Annotated in this window: 17 protein-coding genes and 1 riboswitch; of the genes, 5 read left to right on the plus strand and 12 right to left on the minus strand. The window is 33.3% G+C overall.

The genetic code is table 11. The features are described from left to right. Positions 1-5 precede the first annotated feature (5 nt). Both Q4548_RS08675 and metK read right to left on the minus strand, forming a co-directional pair. The gene (locus tag Q4548_RS08675) at positions 6-3,326 is read right to left on the minus strand and encodes a bifunctional proline dehydrogenase/L-glutamate gamma-semialdehyde dehydrogenase (RefSeq protein WP_303453793.1); all 3,321 of its coding nucleotides are present in this window, start codon (positions 3,324-3,326) and stop codon (positions 6-8) included. Positions 3,327-3,421: 95 nt separating this feature from the next. After that, positions 3,422-4,678, minus strand: a complete 1,257-nt coding sequence (gene metK / locus Q4548_RS08680) for a methionine adenosyltransferase (RefSeq protein ID WP_303453795.1) — start codon at positions 4,676-4,678, stop codon at positions 3,422-3,424. A gap of 338 nt (positions 4,679-5,016) precedes the next feature. Here metK and Q4548_RS08685 point away from each other — a divergent pair, with 338 nt between their 5' ends. After that, on the plus strand, positions 5,017-6,291 hold the full coding sequence (locus Q4548_RS08685) for an O-acetylhomoserine aminocarboxypropyltransferase/cysteine synthase family protein (protein WP_303453797.1): 1,275 nt from the start codon (positions 5,017-5,019) through the stop codon (positions 6,289-6,291). 82 nt (positions 6,292-6,373) lie between these two features. On the opposite strand, the gene Q4548_RS08690 is transcribed toward Q4548_RS08685, so the two are convergent. Beyond that, a complete protein-coding gene (locus tag Q4548_RS08690) occupies positions 6,374-7,153 on the minus strand; it encodes a DUF6503 family protein (protein WP_303453799.1) in 780 nt (259 codons plus the stop codon). Between the two features lie 184 nt (positions 7,154-7,337). Then, a riboswitch (SAM riboswitch) is annotated at positions 7,338-7,461 on the plus strand. A 103-nt stretch (positions 7,462-7,564) separates the two neighbouring features. On the opposite strand from Q4548_RS08690, the gene Q4548_RS08695 reads away from it, so the two are divergent. The 4 genes from Q4548_RS08695 (at position 7,565) to Q4548_RS08710 (ending at position 13,323) form a co-directional block, all read left to right on the plus strand. Beyond that, on the plus strand, positions 7,565-8,539 hold the full coding sequence (locus Q4548_RS08695) for an alpha/beta fold hydrolase (protein ID WP_303453801.1): 975 nt from the start codon (positions 7,565-7,567) through the stop codon (positions 8,537-8,539). A 217-nt stretch (positions 8,540-8,756) separates the two neighbouring features. Further along, complete coding sequence (gene thrA / locus Q4548_RS08700; RefSeq protein WP_303453803.1) at positions 8,757-11,183, plus strand: bifunctional aspartate kinase/homoserine dehydrogenase I; 2,427 nt, start codon at positions 8,757-8,759, stop codon at positions 11,181-11,183. A 101-nt stretch (positions 11,184-11,284) separates the two neighbouring features. Further along, the gene (locus Q4548_RS08705; RefSeq protein ID WP_303453804.1) at positions 11,285-12,457 is read left to right on the plus strand and encodes a PLP-dependent aspartate aminotransferase family protein; all 1,173 of its coding nucleotides are present in this window, start codon (positions 11,285-11,287) and stop codon (positions 12,455-12,457) included. A 152-nt stretch (positions 12,458-12,609) separates the two neighbouring features. Beyond that, positions 12,610-13,323 (plus strand): 3-ketoacyl-ACP reductase, encoded by a 714-nt coding sequence (locus Q4548_RS08710; RefSeq protein WP_303453807.1) that lies wholly within the window; start codon positions 12,610-12,612, stop codon positions 13,321-13,323. A 310-nt stretch (positions 13,324-13,633) separates the two neighbouring features. Here Q4548_RS08710 and Q4548_RS08715 read toward each other — a convergent pair whose 3' ends face one another. The 9 genes from Q4548_RS08715 to Q4548_RS08755 all read right to left on the minus strand — a co-directional run bounded on the left by Q4548_RS08715 (position 13,634) and on the right by Q4548_RS08755 (position 22,051). Continuing rightward, on the minus strand, positions 13,634-13,837 hold the full coding sequence (locus tag Q4548_RS08715; protein WP_303453809.1) for a hypothetical protein: 204 nt from the start codon (positions 13,835-13,837) through the stop codon (positions 13,634-13,636). 297 nt (positions 13,838-14,134) lie between these two features. Continuing rightward, the gene (locus tag Q4548_RS08720) at positions 14,135-15,463 is read right to left on the minus strand and encodes a Gfo/Idh/MocA family protein (RefSeq protein ID WP_303453810.1); all 1,329 of its coding nucleotides are present in this window, start codon (positions 15,461-15,463) and stop codon (positions 14,135-14,137) included. Positions 15,464-15,481: 18 nt separating this feature from the next. Next, positions 15,482-16,831, minus strand: coding sequence for a DUF1080 domain-containing protein (locus Q4548_RS08725; protein ID WP_303453812.1), 1,350 nt, complete (start codon positions 16,829-16,831; stop codon positions 15,482-15,484). A 171-nt stretch (positions 16,832-17,002) separates the two neighbouring features. Beyond that, positions 17,003-17,587, minus strand: a complete 585-nt coding sequence (locus Q4548_RS08730) for a DUF975 family protein (RefSeq protein ID WP_303453814.1) — start codon at positions 17,585-17,587, stop codon at positions 17,003-17,005. 94 nt (positions 17,588-17,681) lie between these two features. Beyond that, positions 17,682-18,662 (minus strand): CorA family divalent cation transporter, encoded by a 981-nt coding sequence (locus tag Q4548_RS08735; RefSeq protein WP_303453816.1) that lies wholly within the window; start codon positions 18,660-18,662, stop codon positions 17,682-17,684. After that, positions 18,659-19,492, minus strand: coding sequence for a mechanosensitive ion channel family protein (locus Q4548_RS08740; protein WP_303453818.1), 834 nt, complete (start codon positions 19,490-19,492; stop codon positions 18,659-18,661). The genes Q4548_RS08735 and Q4548_RS08740 overlap by 4 nt, the downstream gene beginning before the upstream one ends. Before the next feature lie 63 nt (positions 19,493-19,555). Then, the gene (moaA, locus tag Q4548_RS08745) at positions 19,556-20,566 is read right to left on the minus strand and encodes a GTP 3',8-cyclase MoaA (RefSeq protein ID WP_408068631.1); all 1,011 of its coding nucleotides are present in this window, start codon (positions 20,564-20,566) and stop codon (positions 19,556-19,558) included. A gap of 74 nt (positions 20,567-20,640) precedes the next feature. Beyond that, positions 20,641-21,549, minus strand: coding sequence for a bifunctional molybdenum cofactor biosynthesis protein MoaC/MoaB (gene moaCB / locus Q4548_RS08750; RefSeq protein WP_303453820.1), 909 nt, complete (start codon positions 21,547-21,549; stop codon positions 20,641-20,643). Positions 21,550-21,616: 67 nt separating this feature from the next. Continuing rightward, positions 21,617-22,051, minus strand: a complete 435-nt coding sequence (locus tag Q4548_RS08755; protein WP_303453822.1) for a molybdenum cofactor biosynthesis protein MoaE — start codon at positions 22,049-22,051, stop codon at positions 21,617-21,619. Between the last annotated feature and the right edge of the window lie 31 nt (positions 22,052-22,082).

Genomic DNA, 22,082 nt, shown 5'->3' on the forward strand with positions numbered 1-22,082 from the left:
ATAACTTAATAAAATTTAGGTTTTTCTGTAGCATTGTATTCCACCCCCATTAAATTTCCGTATCGATGGTAATTGTGTGAGTAACTTTGCTCTATCAAGTAATTTAGCAACTCAATACGTCCACTATTTCTAGGTTCTTGATTGTATACCGGAATTGCGTGTTGGTGACATCTAATTAAAAAGTGATCAGACAAAACTCCCAAAGCTCTCACACAGGTAAAATCTTTTGGATGGTGTTTTAAAGCATTTCCACAAGTATCTTTTATCAATGGAATGTTTAAAAACTCAGCAATGTACTCTACTTTGTCAATGTGTTTCTGTGGCGTATGTACATCGTATAACAAAAGAATTTCTTTGTACGTGTTGTAGCTACAAATATTATATTGTCCACGTAAGTTTACGTAATCTATTTTTTTGCTAAATAAAAGATCGTACCATTTTTGATAATCTTCTTTCCAATCTGTAGTTTTAGATTTGATATTGGTAAATTGAAGTACATAATTAATTCCTCCAGCTTTCATTCCAAAACCAAAACAAGAAGCTTTAATTCCTCCAAACGGTTGTCTTTGTACAATAGCTCCTGTAGTAGATCGGTTTACATATTTATTTCCTGCTTCAATATGTTCGTTCCAATATTCAATTTCATTCTCATCCAAAGATTCTAAACCAGCCGTTAATCCATAAGCAACATTGTTGGCTATTTCTACAGCATTTTCTAAATTATCTGCTTTTAAAACAGATACAATAGGGCCAAACAATTCGTTCTGATAGGAGTAATCTTCTGTGGTAACATCCCAAATAATTCCAGGAGACAGCATGTGGTTTCCGTTCAACCTAGGTTTTACCAGCCATTGATTGTCAGGAGTATTTTGAATAACATGTTTTAGCTTTTCGGAAATAGGCACAGCAAGTGGGCCAATTTCTGTAGAAAAGTCCCAAGGATTTCCAAACAATTTACTAAGAGTGGCATCTTTTAATAATGCTTTGAATTCTTTGTCATTGTAAACATCTTCAGTTAAAATTAATAAAGAAGTAGCAGAACATTTTTGACCTGCATTTCCAAAAGCTGACTGTACAATGTTAACAGCCGCTTGTTCTTTGTCTGCCAAACTAGTTACAATTGTGTTGTTTTTTCCACCTGTTTCAGCGTACAAGTTCAATTGTGGATTTCTTTCTAGTAAAAAATGAGCCGTTTCAGTTCCTCCAGTTAGAATTACGGCATCAAAAACATTTCCAGTACTTAAAAAATCATCTAGAATACTTTCTTCACAGGGTAAAAAGTACAATGCGCTTTTCGGAATACCTGCTTCCCATAGACACTTACATGTCAAATAAGCACAGGCAGATGCATTGGTAGAAGGTTTTAAAATCACTTTTTTACCAGCAGCTAACGATGCCAATACTCCACCAATGGGAATGGCAATAGGGAAATTCCATGGAGATAAAATCAAATTTATTCCTGTATCTATAGAGGTAAATTCTTTTGCAATTTCCAGACTGCTCTCTGCGTAAAAGTTTGCAAAATCAATAGCTTCAGAAACTTCTACATCAACTTCTTTTATGTTTTTTCCTAATTCAGCTACTGCAACTCCAATCAAATCAGCCCTGTTTTTTTCAATTTCAATAGCTGCTTTTTTTAGGAGATGTGCTCTTTTTTCTGTATCAAACTCTTGCCATTCGCTAACAGTGTCAATAGCTTTTTGATAATCTTCCTTGATAGACATTTCATAACTCCATGGTGGTGTTCCAGACCAGTTGTTGATTTTTATAGTGTATCTCTCATTGTCATCCAAATCACCCACGACAGGAATGGTAGTTCCTATAATATTTTCAGGATTTTCCCAGTTAGATTTTATTTGTTGAGCCCAAGTAATATTCTGAGGTAAATTCCAATCCGTATTGGGTACGTTATGAAAACCTTTCATAAGTTCAGGAATCTCAGTGTTTCTATCTTGAATTCTATTAGGAGTTGTTTTTAATGTTTCCATCAAATTGATAGATCTTAAAAATTCTTCTTTCAAATGATCCCATTTCTGAGAGCCAAAAGTCAAATCATAACCTTCTTTTAAAAAGTTTCCTTTTTGAGTTCCTTCGTCCAATCTTCTTACCAAATAAGCAATAGCGGCATTGTATTGATTTTCTTTTACGGTAGGTGTGTAAAGCAATAAGCGTACTTTTTCAGCAAGTAAATTGTCTACCAATTGATTAGCCATTCCCTCTAACATTTCAAAATCTACACAGTCCTCTAGTTGATTCTCTTTGACCAAATGGAGTGCGAAAGAAATATCAAAAATATTGTGTGATGCAACACCTACATTTACTACTCTTGCTGATTGTGGTGTTAACATTTCTGAGAGTATTTTTTTGTAATTGGCATCCGTTTCCTTTTTAGAACCGTAGGTTGCCAACGACCAATCTTCTATCGATGCCTCGGTCATTTCCATTTCCATGTTAGCACCCTTTACCAGTCGTACTTTTACAGCAGAACCACCATTGTTTATACGTTGGCTAGCCCAGGTAAAAAGTTTACGGTAATAATGAATCATTTCGGGAATGTAGGCTTGTAGTACAATACCCGCTCTAATGTTTTTGTATTCTGGTAAGGACAATGTTTTTACAAAAACATCGTAGGTGATTTCCAAATCTTTGTATTCTTCCATATCCAGATTTACAAATTTCTGCACCCCTGTTTCTTTTTCAATTTTTAATATTTCATCGTAAAACATACACAATCTGTGCGATAGTTTTTCAACGGTATCTTCATGAGCTAAGGATGAAATTTGAGAAAAAATTGTAGATATTTTGATGGAAATATAATTCACATCTTTGCGATTTAACAAAGCTAAGTAACCTAGAATTCTTTTTTGAGCTTCGTCTTCACCAATCAAAGCTTCTCCAATAAGGTTGATGTTTAGTGTGATATTTTGTTCTTTTCTTTTTTGAGTATGTTTTTTAAATTTTTGACTGTTGATGAAAAAGACCACATCACTAGAGGTTGCTTGTATTTTTTTTAGCATGATGGCAACACTAAAAGAAGGAGCTAACTTTCCTGCAACGGTAAATGTTTGCAACAAGAAATTTTCTAAAGGAGTAAATAAAGCTTGGTAATTCTTGTGTGTTTTGAGTAAGTGGATAACATGGTCTGCTACTTTTTTATAATTTTTAGAACGAAAGGCAACGTCCATCATCTGTATTAAAAAATGTTTAGACTCTGGAACTTCAATAATGGTTTTCAATCTGTCCGAAAATGGATTGTTTTCAATGTTTTTTGATTTTTTTTGTAGTTTTTCTGCTAATCTTAGGGTGTTTTGTATCTGTTTCTCCATTTTTTTAAGTTAGCTAAATAAGCTTGGAAAACCAAAAAGCCTTAACAATAATTATTGTTAAGGCTTTTTTTAAAAGTATTTTTAAACGAACTTTTTTACAAGTTAAAAGCAGTTTTTACTTTGTCTACATAATCTAATTTTTCCCAAGTAAAAGTTTCTACTTCTAGTTCTTTAATTCCTTCGTAAGGAGATTCAAAACGAACAGTTTTAACTTCAGGAGTACGACCCATGTGTCCGTAAGCAGCAGTTTCCGTATAAATAGGGTTGCGTAACTTTAACCTTGATTCAATAGCAAAAGGTCTCATGTCAAAAATAGAAGTTACTATTTCTGCAATTTGTCCATCTGTGAAATCTACCTTACTAGTTCCGTAAGTATTTACAAAAATACCCATAGGTTCTACCACACCAATAGCGTAAGAAACTTGCACTAAAATTTCAGTTGCAACACCTGCGGCTACTAAGTTTTTAGCAATATGACGAGTTGCATAAGCTGCGGAACGGTCTACTTTACTAGGGTCTTTTCCGGAGAAAGCACCACCACCGTGAGCACCTTTACCTCCGTAGGTGTCTACAATAATTTTACGACCTGTTAAACCAGCATCTCCATGAGGTCCACCAATCACAAACTTCCCTGTTGGGTTGATGTGAAACTTGATGTCATCTCCAAACAGTGCTTGAACTTCTTTACTAAAAGTTGCTTTTACACGTGGGATTAATATATTGATAATATCAGCCTTAATTTTAGCTAACATACTTTCATCATCGGGTCCAAAATCGTCATGTTGCGTTGAAACTACAATCGCTTCAATTCGTTCTGGTTTGTTATCGTCAGAATATTGTAAAGTTACTTGTGCTTTTGCGTCAGGGCGTAAGTAAGTAATGTCCTTCATTTCTCTACGCAAAGCAGCCAATTCTTTTAACAAACGATGTGAGATTTCCAATGCCAAAGGCATAAAGTTTTCTGTTTCGTTGGTTGCATAACCAAACATCATTCCTTGGTCACCTGCACCTTGTTCTTCTTTACTAGCTCTGTCAACACCTTGATTGATGTCTTGAGATTGTTCGTGAATAGCAGATAATATTCCACAAGAATTACCATCAAATTGATAAGCTCCTTTGGTATATCCAATTTTGTTGATGGTATCACGAGCAATTTGCTGTACATCTAAATAAGCTTTAGATTTTACTTCTCCTGCCAATACTACTTGTCCTGTAGTTACCAATGTTTCACAAGCTACCTTAGAATCAGGATCGTAAGCTAAAAAGTGATCGATCAATGCATCAGAAATTTGATCTGCAATTTTATCTGGATGTCCTTCTGAAACAGACTCCGATGTAAATAAATATGACATATCTATTTTTTTGTTTTTGATTAAAAATTCAGTACGCTGAATGCCATAGTCGGCTAAAGAAGTAGAAGTTTACTGCTTTAGCACTTTATTTTATACAACTAAGAACTATACTTTTAGAAACAATAAAATGTTTATTGTATAATATAAGTTCTTCATTGTAAAAGAGGTGGCAATCAGTTCAAATCTTTCCCCTTAAGTGGGGGCAAAATTATAAAAAAGAAATGAAATAAAGCGTTTAATTTAAAACTATTCTTATTTAAGTACTTGTAGCTAGCAATCTCTTTCTAGGTTTTATATATTTGTCGGTTAGTGACTAGAAACCATTAAAAATTAAAATAATGAGCAATCAAAAATTTGAAACAGCTGCGTTGCATGCTGGACACGATGTGGCTAATACACAAGGAACTAGAGCAGTACCTATTTACCAAACTTCATCGTACGTGTTTAACAATACCGATCATGCAGCCAATTTATTTGGTTTGAAAGAATTAGGGTTTATTTATACACGATTGAACAATCCAACCAACCAAGTTTTACAAGAGCGTTTGGCGGCTGTAGAAGGTGGGGTTGGAGCAGTGGTTTTTGCATCAGGAACATCAGCAATTGCAACAGGATTGATGACTTTGTTGAAAGCTGGAGATCATATTGTGGCTTCTAGTAGTTTGTACGGAGGAACATTTACATTGCTAAATGTTACATTGCCAAGGTTAGGAATAACAACTACTTTTGTAGATGCCACCAATCCAGAAGAATTTAAAGCTGCAGTACAAGAAAATACACGTGCTTTTTTTGTAGAATCTTTAGGGAATCCAAAATTAGATGTATTGGACTTAGAAGCTATTGCTGAACAAGCAAAAGCAGCGGAAGTTCCTTTTATTGTTGACAATACAGTAGCTTCTCCAGCATTGTTAAACCCAATCAAACATGGGGCAAATTTAGTAATTCACTCTTTGACAAAATATATTGGAGGACAAGGGACTTCTTTAGGAGGAGCCATTGTTGATGCTGGTACTTTTAACTGGGCAAATGGAAAATTCCCTGAATTTACAGAGCCTTCTGCAGGTTACCATGGCTTGGTATATCACGATGCTTTGGGTGCAGCAGCGTTTACTTTTAAGTTGATTTTGGAAGGATTGCGTGATTTTGGAGGAGCCTTAAGTCCTTACAATGCTTTTCAAATTATTCAAGGATTGGAAACTTTACCTGTAAGAATCAAACAACACAGTGCAAATGCATTAGAATTGGCTGAATGGTTAGAGAGTAGAGATGAGGTAGCTTGGGTTAATTATCCAGGATTAAAGAGTAGTAAGTATTACGAAATGGCTCAAAAATACTTGCCTAATGGACAGAGTGGTTTGGTAACGTTTGGTTTGAAAGGTGGTTTTGATGCTGCTAAGAAATTTACAGATGCTACAGAAATTTTTTCTTTGTTAGCAAATATTGGAGATACAAAATCTTTGATCATTCACCCTGCAAGTACAACACATCAACAGTTGAGTGAAGCAGATCAAGCGGGTGCAGGTGTTACACAAGACTTGATTCGTTTGTCTGTAGGGTTGGAAAATGTAGAAGATTTAAAAGCAGATATCGTAAATGCATTGAGCAAATTGTAATAGATCCGTTTTCTAAAAAAATCAAAGCCATCATTAATTTAAATGATGGCTTTTTTTAGGATTCAAAATTACTCTTTCAGTTTTAAGGATGTGATAATTTAGTGATGTTGTCAATTTCAATTTTAGAAACTTCTTCTAATTGTCCTTTTTCAAACAACTCTGGTAATACATCCATAGAAGTGTTTTTGGGAGCTTTGTAATTGATGTAATTTTGAAATAAAATACCCTCAACATTTCTAGGATTGTAAGCACTTCTAAAACGAATGCCTCCTCCGTTTACTTCGTATTTATAAGCTAAAAAATCCATGGTTTTGGTAGTTTGGTTTATCCAATAGTAAAAAACATCTTGATGATCTTCTCCACCTCCTTCTTCATTAAATGTAACTTGTATGGCATCGTAGGTTTGATTGTGAATAGTAACAGCTCCTTTGTATAGTTTGTTAACGGCCATATCATTCAATTTATAAGGTAATAAAGCAAAGTAAATGACAGAGTTTAAGGCAGATCCCTTCTTAGCACTTTCATCAGTATTTATAGTTACTAGTTCTTGATTTTTCTGACGAGAAAATTCACCATTTTCTAAAATATCTAAAGTTTGTTGATTTTCAGAAGTACTTTTTACCGTGTACTTGTACTCATCATTGTTGTTGGTAAAAGAATATTCTTTGCCTCTAAAATTAAATCGATAAGAAGCTTTTTTGTACAAATCTCCTCCATGTTTCTGAATAGCTTCTGTTATTATTTGAGTTGCTTTGTTAGCTGTTTTTTGATTTGTAATAAGGGCTGCTTTTTCTTTTTTAGGTTGACATGAACTTCCTAAGAAAAAAAGAAAGCCAAGAGAAAGTTGTATTGCTAATTTCATTTTGTTTGTTTTTTCTTTTGTCTTCAAAAATCATACAAAATAACAGAAAGCTAGTTTTTTATTATTTGGATGTTTATACAATAAAGAATTGTGTGAGAAATCAAAAAAAGAATCGGTTGTAAATTAAGTTGGTTATGTATAATATAATTTATAGCTTTGCCACCAGCTCATTATGTATTGAAGTATGTTATCATGAAAGGTAGAGGGAATAGACCCTGTGAAGCCTTAGCAACCCTTTTTTAGTAAATACTCAAATTTCTAAAAAAGAAGGTGCTACGTTCTACCAACAATTGTTGGATAGATAACTCAGAAAAATTCCCAATAATTCACGATAACACATTTTACACACGGCCAAAAATCGCTCTTAAGTTTTAGAGTAGATAGGCATTGAGTTATAAATTTTTGAAGTCATTGAATAAAAGTTTACAACATAAAACCCTCAAAGATTACACTACCTTGGTAGGTGTGCATTATTCTAGTCTGGAACTTTCATATGAAATTTTTGGACAGCCATTGCATACAGCACCTATTGTATTGGTAAATCATGCTTTGACAGGAAATTCCGATGTGGCAGGAGAACACACAGGTTGGTGGAAAGGAATTGTATCTAAAGGAAACTTGGTAGATACAGATAGATACACCGTAATTTCAATCAATATTCCAGGAAATGGATATGATAACAAACCAGAAAATTTAATTGACGATGTCAAAAGTTTTACGGCAAGAGATGTTGCTCAGTTATTTGGAATGTTGTTAGAAGAATTAGAAGTTCACAAATTGCACGCAATTTTAGCAGGTTCTCTAGGTGGAGGAATTGCTTGGGAAATGGCAGTTTTGTTTCCAAATTTGATGGAATATGTAATTCCCATTGCTTCTGATTGGAAAGCTACAGATTGGATTTTAGCACACAACAAAGTACAAGAGCAAATTTTAACCAATTCAAAAAAACCAGTGCACGATGCTCGAATGATGGCCATGTTGTTTTATCGGACAGCGGCATCATTTAAGGAAAAATTCAACAGAACACAAAATGATGCTTTGGGAATATCCAATGTAGAAAGTTGGTTGTTGCACCACGGTTACAAATTAGAACAGAGATTTGAATTGAAAGCCTACAAAATGGTCAATCATTTGTTAAGTACTTTAGATATTACTGAAGGGCGGGGTACATTTGAAGAAACTGCAATAAAAATTAAGGCAAAAGTAATTCAGATTGGTATAGATTCTGATTTCTTTTTTGTGCCAGAAGAAAATAGAGAAACACATGAGATTTTACAAAAAGTAGGTGTAGATTCCGTTTACAAAGAGATTGTTTCTATCCATGGTCACGATGGATTTTTGGTAGAAGATAATCAGTTAAGAGAGTTGTTAAAAGAAGTTTTTTAGATCAGAGTGTATAATTAGAATTGAGTTTTTAATTGAGGTACGAAGATTAAAAGTACAGAGAACAGATTTTTAAATGTTGGTTTTAAAGTAACTGTTAAATAAAGTAGATGTTCGATTGGAGTCGAAAACAGAGTTAGAGTTTGTTTGACCTGTAACTAAACTGTTTAAGAGTGCAGACTAAACAAATCAACAAAAAATAAATAAACATCAAAATAAGATGAAAGTATTAAAGTTTGGAGGGAAATCATTGGCTAATGGAGATGGAATTCAAAGTGTAATTTCCATTCTTTTGAATAAAATTAACAAGAAAGAAGAGTTAGTTGTAGTGGTTTCTGCAAGAGGAAATGCTACAGATATGCTGTTTGACTTGTTGGAGAAAGCTAAAAAAGGAGATGCCTATAAAGATGATTTTGAGTCTTTTAAAACGTATCAAGTAACCCCTTATCCTACGATAGACTTTTCTAAAGAATTTGGGTTTTTGGAAAAGATTTTTGAAGGAGTTAATTTGTTGGGAGATTACAGTCCTAAAATTAAAGATTTGGTTACTTCGTACGGGGAGTTGATGGCAGGTAAATTGATTTGTACATTATTGCAAGAACAAAAAGTGAATGCTCTTTATGTAGATTCTAGAGACTTGTTTAAAACGGATAAAGTATACGGAGAGGCAACTTTGTTAGAAGAAATTACTGAAGAAAATACTAAAAAATATTTTAAAACAATAGATTTGGCAGCTACTGTTCCTGTTGTAACAGGGTTTGTAGGAGCTACGTTGGATGGTGAAACAACATCTACAGGGAACAATGGTAGTAACTATTCTGCTTCTATGATTGCAGGGTATTTGAATGCTGAGGAACTGGAAAATTATACCATAGTTAGTGGAATTTATACAGCCAATCCTAATTTGGTTTCTAATGCACAGAAAATTGATCATTTGTCGTTCAAAGAAGCTAATGAATTGGCAAATTTGGGAGACAATGTATTGGATGCAAAGGCAATTATTCCTTTGGTTCAGAAGAACATTGCTTTGCGAATTAAAAACACATTTGAACCAGAAAGTCCAGGAACATTGATCAATGCAGAACCAACTTCTAAGAATGGAATAAAAGCTATTTCTGTACAAGAAGACATGGCTTTGGTAAGTTTAGAAGGTAGAGGTTTGTTAGGAAAAGTGGGAATTGATGCTCGTTTGTTTGGTGCGTTGAGTAAGGAAAACGTAAGTGTGGGAATCATATCTCAAGGTTCTTCTGAACGTGGAATTAGTTTTGTGGTTAATGGTAAAGATGCACACAAAGCCAAAGACGCTTTAGGGAATGAGTTCAATTTGGATTTTTTGAGTAATGACATCAATAAAATTACAATTACTAGAGGAGTAGCAGTGGTGTCTATTTTGGGGAATTCGTTGAGTTCTTTCAATACATCATACACTGCATTGGTAAATAACAACATCAGTCCGTTGTTGATAAACAATACTGTGACAGGAAATAATGTTTGTTTGGTGATAGAAAATAAAGAGTTGAGAAAAGCAGTAAATGTAATGCATGGTGAGATTTTTGGAATTGCCAAAAAGATAAATGTAGCTGTGTTTGGTGTTGGTTTGGTTGGTGGAACATTGATCAAGCAAGTCTTAGAAAGTAAAGAAAATATTCTAAAACGCAGAGGTATTGATTTGAATGTATTTGCTGTAGCAAATTCTAAAAAAGTCTATTTCAATGCAGAGGGAATCACAACTACTTGGAAACAAGATTTGAAAGAGGAAGGAATTTCATACAAAGGAATTTCTGAAATTGTTAAGTATGCACAAGCCAATCATTTGGGTAATTTAATTGCCGTAGATAACTCTGCCAGTTCTAAAATGACAGAAAACTACATTCCATTGATAGAGAATGGTTTCAATCTAGTATCGTCTAACAAAATAGGAAATACCAAATCTTTAGCTTATTACAAAGAATTACGTGTTGCCTTGTTACAAAATAGAAAACAATATTTGTATGAAACGAATGTAGGTGCTGGTTTGCCGTTGATTGATACTATTAAGTTGATGCATGCTTCGGGTGAAAATATTACGAGAATCAAAGGTGTTTTTTCTGGTACGTTGAGTTATTTATTCAATAATTTTTCAGCTAAGGATGTGAAATTTAGCGAGGTATTAAAAGAAGCTTCTGATCAAGGATTTACAGAACCAGACCCTAGAGAAGATTTGAATGGAAATGATGTTGGACGTAAATTGTTGATTTTGGCTCGTGAGTTAGACTTGCAAAATGAATTTAGCGATGTGGAGATTCACAATTTGATTCCAGAACATTTAAGAGATGGAGACACGGCATCATTCTTGTCAAAATTGAATGAGTTAGATCCAATCTATCAAGAAATAAAAGACAATCAAAAACCAAATCACGTATTGCGATATATTGGAGATTTACATGGAGATTTAGCTTCGGATAAAGGAGTTTTAGAGGTGAAATTAGTTTCTGTACCAAACGATTCCGCCTTAGGACAAGTAAAAGGAGCCGATTCAATTTTTGAGATTTATACAGAGTCTTACGGAGATCAACCCGTAGTAATTCAAGGAGCAGGAGCAGGAGCACAAGTAACTGCCAGAGGTGTGTTTGGAGATATTATGAGATTGACAGAATTAGAATTGTAAATTTAAGTAGTACAAAGTACTGAGTATTCAGTATTAAGTTAAATAGAGAAAGAATAAAACTATGTACACAGTACTCTGTACTTTGTACTAAAGCGAATAAAATGAGCGATAAAAAAAACTTCGAAACCTTAGCGATAAGAACACAATCAGAAAGAACACAGTTTTCTGAACATTCAGTTCCTTTGTATTTAACATCGGGATTTGTTTTTGAAGATTCGGAAGAAATGAGAGCTTCTTTTGCAGAAGAAAAACAACGTGATTTGTACAGCAGATACAGCAATCCAAATACCAACGAGTTTATTGAGAAAGTTTGTTTGATGGAAGGAGCAGAAGATGGTTTTGCTTTTTCAAGCGGAATGGCAGCTATCTTTTCAACATTTGGGGCTTTGCTAAGTGCTGGTGATCATGTGGTTTCTTGTAGTTCTGTATTTGGTGCAACACACGGATTGTTTACCAAATATTTTCCGAAATGGAACATCAATTGTTCTTATTTTGATGTAAAAGATGTTGCCTCTATAGAAAGTTTGATTCAACCAACAACCAAATTTATTTATGCAGAAACTCCTACAAATCCTGGTGTAGATGTGTTGGATTTGGAAGTGTTGAGTAAGATTGCTAAAAAACATGGGATTTTACTGATTATAGACAACTGTTTTGCAACTCCTTATTTGCAACAACCTATCAAATTTGGTGCAGATTTGGTCATTCACTCAGCAACCAAATTAATGGATGGTCAAGGCCGTGTGATGGGAGGAGTTACTGTGGGGAAAAAAGAATTGATTCGTGAAATTTATTTATTTTCTCGTTTGACAGGACCGTGCATGAGTCCTTTCAATGCATGGATATTGTCTAAATCTTTAGAAACATTGTCAGTAAGAGCAGACAGACATTGTGACAATGCACTTAAGTTGGCAACGTTTTTAGAAAGTCATCCCAAAGTAAAATGGGTAAAATATCCTTTCTTAAAATCGCACCCACAATATGAGATCGCCAAAAAACAAATGAAGTTAGGAGGATCCATTGTAGCGTTTGAAGTAGAAGGTGGTGTAGCAGGCGGTAAAAAGTTTTTTGATAACATTAAAATGTGTTCATTGTCAGCCAATTTAGGAGATACAAGAACCATTGTGACACATCCTGCAAGTACAACTCATGCTAAGGTAGAAGCTGAGGTAAAACTGGCCGTAGGTATTACTGATGGAATGGTTCGATGTTCTTTAGGGTTGGAACATATAGACGATATTATTGCTGATATTCAACAAGCTTTAGAAGCCTAGTTTTATAAAATATAGTCAATTAAAAAAGAGTTCTTAATAAGAACTCTTTTTTTGTAGAATAAGATTTAAAATGGCACAATTCCTGTTATTATACTTTTTGTCTCTTACAAATAAAGATTATTTTAGATTTAAAAACCAAAAAAATAAATAGGATGAGTTTAAAAGGAAAAAATGCATTAATTACAGGAGCTGGAAAAGGAATTGGAAGGTCGATAGCTTTGGCTTTGGCAGCCGAAGGAGTAAATATAGCTTTGTTAGCACGTACAGCAGAAGATTTGTTGTCTGTGGCAAAAGAAGTTGAGGCTTTGGGAGTAAAAGCAATTACAGTGGTGGCTGATATAGCTTCTTTAGAGTCTGTAAACAAAGCTTCTGGAGTGGTATTCACCAAGTTTAATACCATTGATATATTGATCAACAATGCAGGAGTTGGTAAGTTTGGTAAATTTATGGAGCTAGAGGTAAAAGATTGGGAACAAGTAATTCAAGTAAACTTAATGGGTACTTATTACGTAACCAGAGCTTTCTTGCCTCAAATGATTGAAAGAAATACAGGAGATATTGTAAATATTTCTTCTACTGCAGGTTTAAAAGGAGCTGCTATTACAAGTGCTTATAGTGCTTCTAAATTTGCTGTTATGGGATTGACAGAGTCTTTGATGCAAGAAGTAAGAAAACACAATATTAGAGTTACAGCTCTTGCACCAAGTACTGCTGCTACAGATATGGCCATTGATTTGAATCTGACTGATGGAAATCCAGAAAAAGTAATGCAGCCGGAAGATATTGCAGAGCTAATTGTTTCTCAGTTAAAATTAAATAGACGTGTGTTTGTGAAAGATGCTGGAATTTGGTCTACAAATCCTTAGAAAAGGTAAAATAAATTAAATGATAAAGTGAATCGAAAGGTTCACTTTATTTTTTTGCGGTTACTTTTGGTTTGCATCTAGAGTATTCCTGAAATTCCGAAGCAATAACAGGATGGTTTTTGTTTTGATTCAATTTTAGATATCTAGTTTCGGTTCCTTGAAGTATGATTTTTACTTCTTCATTTGCTTGTTTAAACTCATAAGTTGCAAATAAAACATTGAAGAATCTTCCTAGAACTTCTTCAGAACCTCATTTTGAATCCGATAATAATACAATTACTGTTTTACTCATTTTTGTTGATTTTAAAATTCAATTAGCGTTGATATGATCTTGTAATGTGATCAATACAGTTAAAAAATAACTTTCATCGTTGTGAATTTTGGCAATCACGTTAATCGCTGTTTTGTTGGTATTAACAATTTGACAATCATTTCCCAATACTGCAAATGCATGTATAAAAGAAGCTATAGTATTTTCCAATTTATTTTCGAAAAGTTTTATAGCTCTATCCATAGAAAAAGCTCTATGAAGACAAGATTTTTTGCCGTTTTCATACAGTGTTTTTAGGTTTGGTTGTGTTGTTACAATTCTGTTTTTGGCAGTTAGTGATGGGGTATTTAATAAGCCTATGATTTTTTATTTTATCTGTTTTTCTTTTGGAAATCTATGGTAAAGTATTGTTTTTACAAACAAAAGCTCTCCAATTAGGAGAGCTTTTGTATAAACTGATTTGTAATCAGGAATTAGTTTCAAAGGGGTAATGAAATTAATTTATGAATTAAGGTTGTTTTTACTTAGTTATTAGGTGTTTTATAGTTTTGGTTCCCAACCTTTTTCGTAATCACGTTTCCATTGTTTCATGGCTTTTTTGTCTTTTCTTATTCTTCCTGTTTTGGTATCAATATGTAAGGTTCTACCTAAGTCTTGAGCTATATTTCCTAAGTGACAAGTCATGGTAGTGATACTAGCATCTGCAATAGGAGAGTTTTGTTGTTCTCCTAAACGGATTGCATTAAAGAAGTTAGCAATATGTTTTACATCTAAACTACCTCCACCAGCTGTTCCTAAGGTTACGTTTTTCCCCTTTTCAGAAATGTGTTTTATTTGTTTACCACTTAAATCATATAAGGTATACCCACCACGACTTAAAGCAATTGAACCTTTATTTCCGTAAATAGTAGCACCACGTCCTGGTTGGTTTGGCATTATTTTTCCACGACTGTGTCCTGTCCAAGTAATAAATTTATCATCATCATAGGTAAAAGTAGCTTGTTGATTGTCTGCAAATTCCCAATCATCTTTATAAGTATATTTACCTCCAAAAGAAGTTACTGTTTTAGGAATGTCTACTCCTAAAGCCCATCTGCATATATCAATTTCGTGGGTACCGTTGTTGTGAATTTCTCCTGTACCCCATGTTTTAAACCAGTGCCAATTGTATGGGTGAATATTATCTCTATAAGCTTCTCTAGGAGCGGGTCCTTGCCATAGGTCCCAGTCTAATGTTTTAGGAATTGCTATTTTTTTACCAACACCAATAGAACCTCTATTGTTGTTGTAATAGGCTTCTCCTTTAAATACATCACCAATAATACCTTCTTTAATTTCTTTTACAGCTATTTTACTAGTAATGGCAGAACGCTGCTGATTTCCCATTTGAACAACTTTTCCATATTTTTTTTGAGCAGCAACCAACAATTCATTTTCGTGTAAATTATGACTACATGGTTTTTCTACATATACATGTTTACCTGCTTGTAAAGCCATAATTGCCATAGGTGCATGCCAGTGTTCTGGAGTGGCAATAAATACAGCATCTACACTTTTATCGTCTAATACTTTTCTAAAATCTTTTTCTACTTGAGGAACGTATCCTAAAGTTTCTTGACAGAATATATTGTTTTTAGCAATAATCAAATCATCTACATCACAGGTATAGGCAACTTTAGCTTCTGCATATTTACTAATAGCAGTTGTTAAAGATCTAGCTCTACTTCTTACTCCAATAACTGCTACATTTAATCTTTCGTTTGATCCTACTATATTTGAGTATCCTAAGTTTGGTAATAAGGATGCTCCTAAAATTAGTCCTGCACTACCTGTAGCTGTTTTTTTTATGAAATCTCTTCTAGTATCCATTTTTAATAAAGTTTGATGTTAGTGTTTTTTGATTTTAATATTTCTGAAGGAAACTAGATCTCCGTGATCTTGTAATAAAATTCTTCCTTTATTTAACAAACCAAAACCTTTCCATTTGTTGTATTTACTTTCTGAAACTAATTTTTTAAAATCGTCACTTCCTCTTTCGTATTCTAAAACTTTTACACCATTTAACCAGTGCTCTACGTGGTTGTTTACCGATTTGATGTAAGCAGTATTCCATTCTCCAATTTTCTTGATAGGTTTGTTTGTGTCTGCTTGAATTAAATCATACAAAGAAGAAACAGTTCTGCTTCCTTCATGATTTCCTTTTTTTGCATCAGGATGTAAAGCATCGTCTAAAATTTGGTATTCCAACCCAATAGAAGACCCCGGTCCTTTGTTAATGTTTGTATCTACATAATATTTAATTCCACTATTAGCACCTGGAGTTAATTTAAAATCTACCATTAATTCAAAATCACCAAAAGATTCTTTGGTCACAATATCTCCACCAGCAGCAGATTCAGCTCCACCAGAAGATAAAACAGATAAAATTCCGTTCTTAATTTTCCAACCTTGTTTAGGGAATTCATCTGATTTTGCACCTTTCCAACCATTTTTGGTTTTACCGTCCCATAGTAATTCCCAACCTTGTGCTTTTTCGCTAGCGGTAATTTTGTTACGAGGAACGATTACTGTAACAGGAGTTTTTTGTGCGTATTTTCTTACATTTTCATCAATAATTCTAATGTTTTTCCATCTAATTTGCCTTCCTGCTTTTCCTCTATGGATTTGCAATCCTATAAAACCAGAAGCTGTTTCATTATCTACTAAATGAGCAGCAGGAACTCCATTGATCCAAGTTTTAATAGTATCACCAATAGCTTCTATTCTATATTTATTCCAATCTCCGTGTTTGAATGCTTTTTTAGCAGAAACATTGTCTTCTAAATCATTTAACCAACCTCTTTTACCTTCTTCAAAAATTCCACCACTCCAAGCTCTTTCAGAAGGGTCTATTTCTACTTGATATCCATGCACTCTTCCGTTGTTGTATTCAGGAAAACTATTACTTCTTATTTGTATTCCTGCGTTTGTTTCAGGGTCTACTAAATATTCCAATTCTAAAATAAAATCACCGTAGTGTTTGTTAGTGGTTAAAAATGTGTTGTGTTCGTTTTTAATAGTTGTACCCGTAATTACTCCATCCTTTAATTCATAGATGGATTTTCCGCCTTTTACAGTCCAACCTTCTAAAGTGTTGTTTTGGATTAAATTTTTCCAAGGAATACTTTCTTTTTTTGCTTGACAAGAAGTTGTGACTATCGAAAGAAATGACAAAAGGGTGATGAAAAAGTGATTCATAGATTTATTTTTTATGTTAATGTTATTTTTTTGTCGTTTTTATTGTGAATATTGTTTTTCGTGTGCGAACACAATATTAACTATTTTTTTGTTTAATAAATATTTTTAGACAAAAAAATCCCATCAAAATGATGGGATTTTATAATTGTTGAAAAGAAAATTCTAATTTTTCTAGATACTTTCTCCTATTTCTTGCAATGGATCAATTTTTAAATCGTCGTAAAATTTAGCATAAGTAACATACATATAAGGAATCAACCATAAGAAACCAATTCCTAAGGTTAGAAGACAAAGAATTGCCCAACCTAAAAATCTAAGGTTCAGTTTAAAAAATTTCCACTTGTGTCCATCCATCATCTCTTCACTTTGTTTCAAAGCTTCGCTGTAGTTTAGCTCAGGATCATCAGCAAGTATAAAAAAGACCATAGAGAAAGACAATCCCTTTATGATTCCAGGAACTATTAGTAATAACGACCATAAAAAAACGTAAACAAATACAAGAAGGTAAGCTAGTAATGCATTTACAAAATAGTTGAATCCTTTAAAAATTTGCTCAATTTTAAATTCTTTTCCTCTTGATATGTTAAGGGCAAAAAGACAAATTCCTAAATAAAAAGGGCCTGCAATAATTAGCGATGCATAAGATGCAATAGAAATAATAATGGTGTAAATTAAAAATCCACCGATGGCAATTCCCCATTTTCCGTTTAGGGATTCTCTGGCCATTTGCATTAGTTTGGTGTTTTCGGTTGTCATAGTCTTGTTTTGAAAGGATTATATGTTAGCACATGTTGAAAAAAAACTCTAATTTAAAGAATTTGATTGAAATATATGTTTGAATATGAGTTTCTTAAAACCATTTTTTCTTTTTAAATAAATAAATGGAAACCAAAGTAATCAGAAGCATCACACCTAGCAGTACAAAATATCCGTATTCGGTTTCTAATTCAGGAATGTTTTTAAAATTCATTCCATAAATTCCTGCTAAAAAGGTAAGAGGAATAAAAATAACAGAAAATATGGTCAATGTTTTCATTACTTCGTTCAACCTGTGACCTTGAATGCTAAAAATCAAATTGATTTTACTTTCCATTTCTTGCAAGTCAAAATCAATAGTGTTTAGTAGGTTGTTTACCTGTGTGCTTAGTTCGCTATAGAATTTTTTGTTGATTTTATGATGTTCTATTTTTTCAATTTTAGCTATGATATCTCTTAAACTGATCGCTGCTTTTTTAAACGTGATGATGGTGTTTTTTTCTTTTTCTACATTCTGAGTAAACTCAGGTGTGGGTCTTACATCACTTTTTTGCATAAGCGTAGTCATTGATGAAGACAAACTATTGTAGGTTTCTTCGTAATTGTCAATAATGGATTCTAACAATAAAAACAGCAAATAATCATTTTTTTTAGATCTAACAATCCCTTTATTATCTCTGATGCGTTCTCTAATCCATTCAAAATAGTCCCCTTTTTGTTCTTGAATACTCCACAAATGATTGGGAGCTAAAATGAAAAACATTTGTTCTGTATTAAAATTATCGGTTTCTGTTTTTAATACTTTAATGGCAACAAATATCACATTGTCTAGTTCTAAAACTTTGTTAGGGTGGTTTTCATCACTAATCAATTTGAGTAGAAAATCATCTAAATAGGTGTGATGTATAATTTGTTTGAATTCCTTGGTGTAGTTGGTTCCGTAGGTGTTTAACCAATGTATGGATTTGTCCTCACTAACAAAACTGATGTCTTCTATATTCTGAATAGGTTCACATTCATGAGTCTCTTTGGAGTATTTTATTAAACTAGTATTGTCTAAAAATGTGTTTTTCATAATTCATTTCTTTTGATATGAACATCCAGTTGATTGAATGGAAATGTAATGTTATTTGTTTTAAATGTTTGGGCAATATCAATTCTAATTTCACTTTTAATTTTTTCTGCAGAAAAAATATTTTGAGTGTAAAAAATTAGTGTGAAATCTAATGATGAACCCCCAAAGTCAGAAAAACGAACATCTGTTTGTTCCTTTTTTACAACTTCAAGATGACGATTGGCACATTTTTTTAAAATATCAATAACCAAAGCGACATCACTTTCATAAGCCACACCTACTTTTAGAGTAAATAGAGTGTTTATTTCTTGATGACTCCAATTGATAACTTTATTGGTGGTAATTAATGAGTTGGGAATGATGACAGATATGTCGTACCTATTAATTGTCTTGGATGTTCTCAAACCAATTTCTTGAATTTTTACAATATCTCCATCAATTTCTAAAATATCTCCCACTTTGGTGGTTCCTTCAAATAGTAAAATCAATCCAGAAATAAAATCGTTGAATGTTTGTTGTAGCCCCAAACCAATACCCACCAAAAGAGCAGCAGAACCCGCTAAAATTAATTTAACATCTATATTCAAACTTTCCAAAATAAGAACAATGGCTAAAATCCAAAAAAAGTAAGCACTAATCTGAATCATAGCGTAGGTATTGCTGTGATTGTTGTTAAGCGTGCTTCTTTTTTTGATGAATTTGGCAAGTCCCCACAAAAGCAATTTTGTAGAAATGAAAATGAGTAGTACCAAGAAAATGTTGAAAATTCTTATTTTATTTTCTCCAAGAGTAATAATTTCAATATCAAAAAAATTATTGAAGTTGTTCATTTTGTACTTTTTATATAAAATTAAGAAAAGCAACGGTTCAGAATAAAAAAAGTAAAGAATATACTAACCCCCAATTGCAATCATGCTTCGGTTGTTGAGTCTCAATTCCTCAGAAGTAAATTTTAGCTGAGTATCCATGCCTCCACGAGTTTTCTTTTTGGATAGAACAGCAATTTTAATGGGTTTTTCTATATCTCCACCAGCTCTCAAAGTTTCTAATAAGTTGGTTTCACCATCAGAAAAAAGACAATTTTTTAAATTACCGTTGGCAGTCAATCTAATACGATTGCAGGTGTCACAAAAAGGATTGGTTACCGTGCTAATAATAGCAAAACTTCCTACATAACCGTTGATTCTGTAGTTTTTAGAAGTATCGTTTTGTTCGTCTTCTATTTTGATGACATTCTCTTTTTTAAAATGTGCTTCAGCAGTGTTGACAATACTCTCGTAAGAAACCAGTTGCTCTAAATTCCATTTGTTTCCATCAAAAGGCATAAACTCTATAAAACGAACGTTGATCTTTGTGTTTTTAGTCAATTCGATAAAATCATTAATTTCATTTTCATTGAATCCTTTCATCAACACACAGTTTAGTTTTACTTTGAAAAAATCATCTTTGGTAAACAATTGAATGTTCTGAACAACTTTGTCAAAATCTTTTCTACGTGTAATCTGGTTGAACTTATCAGTATTTAAAGAGTCTATACTTATGTTTATTTTACGAATATTACATTCTTTAAAAACATCAAGATAACGATCTATCAAAATTCCGTTGGTTGTAATAGACAATTCCACTGGTAAACTGGCCAATTTTCTAAGCACAATTTCTACATCTTTTCTAACCAAAGGTTCTCCGCCTGTAATACGGATTTTTGTTACACCCAATTCTACAAACTTTTTAGCAATTTGGTAGACTTCATCATAGGTCATAATATGACTTTTAGGAGAAAGCGGAATTCCCTGTGCAGGCATGCAATAGGTACATCTTAAATTGCATCTTTCTGTAATTGAAATTCGCAAATAGGTGTGTTCCCTTTCAAATGAATCTATCAATATGTTGTCGGTTTTTTTGATATGCTGTAGTTTTATGTGTTGCTTTTCTGCTTACTTTGATTCCGTTCAGTATCATCACTCGGAAATTTAATTGATTAATGTCTTTCTCCTTTGATGACTCCATAAATATGAAGAATGGCAGGAAAGATAGCTTCCATAGATTCTTCTGCTCCTTTGGTAGATCCTGGTAGAGCTAAAATTAAGGTATTGTTTAAGACTCCTGCAACACTTCTAGACAACATTGCATACGGAGTTCTTTCTTGTCCGTAGCTACGAATGGCTTCTTCTATTCCAGGAATTCTTCTTTCTAATAACGGAATTAAAGCTTCGGGGGTTACATCTCTTGCAGACAATCCTGTTCCTCCTGTGTAAACAATCAAATCAAAATCTTTTAAACTGTTGCTCAGTGCTTTTTCTTGTATAATGTCTTTTTCATCAGGAATAATGGTGTATTCACCAATGCTTACTTGGCACTCTTTTAATTTTTTAATAATGGCTTTTCCTGCTTTGTCTTCTTTGGTTCCTGCAGAAATGGTGTCCGAACAAACAATCACAGAAGCTTTAAGTCCTTTTCCTGTTTTTTTATGAAAGGTAGATTTACCACCTCTTTTTTCTAACAATTTAATACAACCTATCTCTACTTGTTTGTCAATAGGTTTTAGCATGTCATACATGTTTATTGCTACAACACTTGCTCCGTGCATAGCTTCTACTTCAACCCCTGTTTTGTAAATCGTTTTTACGGTCATTAAAACAGTAATTTCCAGTCCATTTATTTGATACTCTACTCCAGTAAATTCAATAGGTAACGGATGACAATCTGGTAATAAATAAGGAGTTTGTTTGATTCCCAACAGCCCAGCAGCACGACTCATTTCAAACACATCTCCTTTAGGAACGGTTCTGTTGTTAATAGCGTCAATAGTTTCTTGCTTGCTAACAAGCACAATTGCTTGGGCTGTTGCGGTTCTTAGGGTGTTGCTTTTATGTGTGATGTCAACCATGTTCGAAGCTTTTGGCGTTTTGTGTTTTTGTGTAATGAGTTAATAATTAGGGGCTAAAGTCTAATGTCTAGGAGTTTACTTTCCATTGATGTGTTTCGTCTTCAAAGATTTCTTTCCCGAAAATTGGACTTTCAGCTTTGATGGTCTCAACCAAGTATTCCAATGCTTTCATAGCTTCTTTTCTTCTAGGTGAAGAGACAAAAACAAACAAGCAAATTTCTCCTGCTTTTACAGTTCCTAAACTGTGATAAATGTGCATACAGGTAAGTTCAAATTTAACAAAAGTAGTTTCTCTAATTTCGTCAAATTTTAAATTGGCCATTTCTTCGTAAGCTGTATAATCAATAGCAGCTACGGTTTTACCTTTTATTTCATCAGCTCTCACTTGACCTAAAAAAATATCATGAGCTCCAATAGTTGTTTTTGTTTGGTGTTTGGTAATAGAATTTGCAATAAAATCAGGAGTAATGGCTCCTTTTATAAAAACATTTTTTTTCTTCATTTTCCTCCTGTTTTATATACGATTGATGGGC

The sequence above is a fragment of the Wenyingzhuangia sp. 2_MG-2023 genome (assembly GCF_030548295.1).
Lineage (GTDB): Bacteria > Bacteroidota > Bacteroidia > Flavobacteriales > Flavobacteriaceae > Wenyingzhuangia.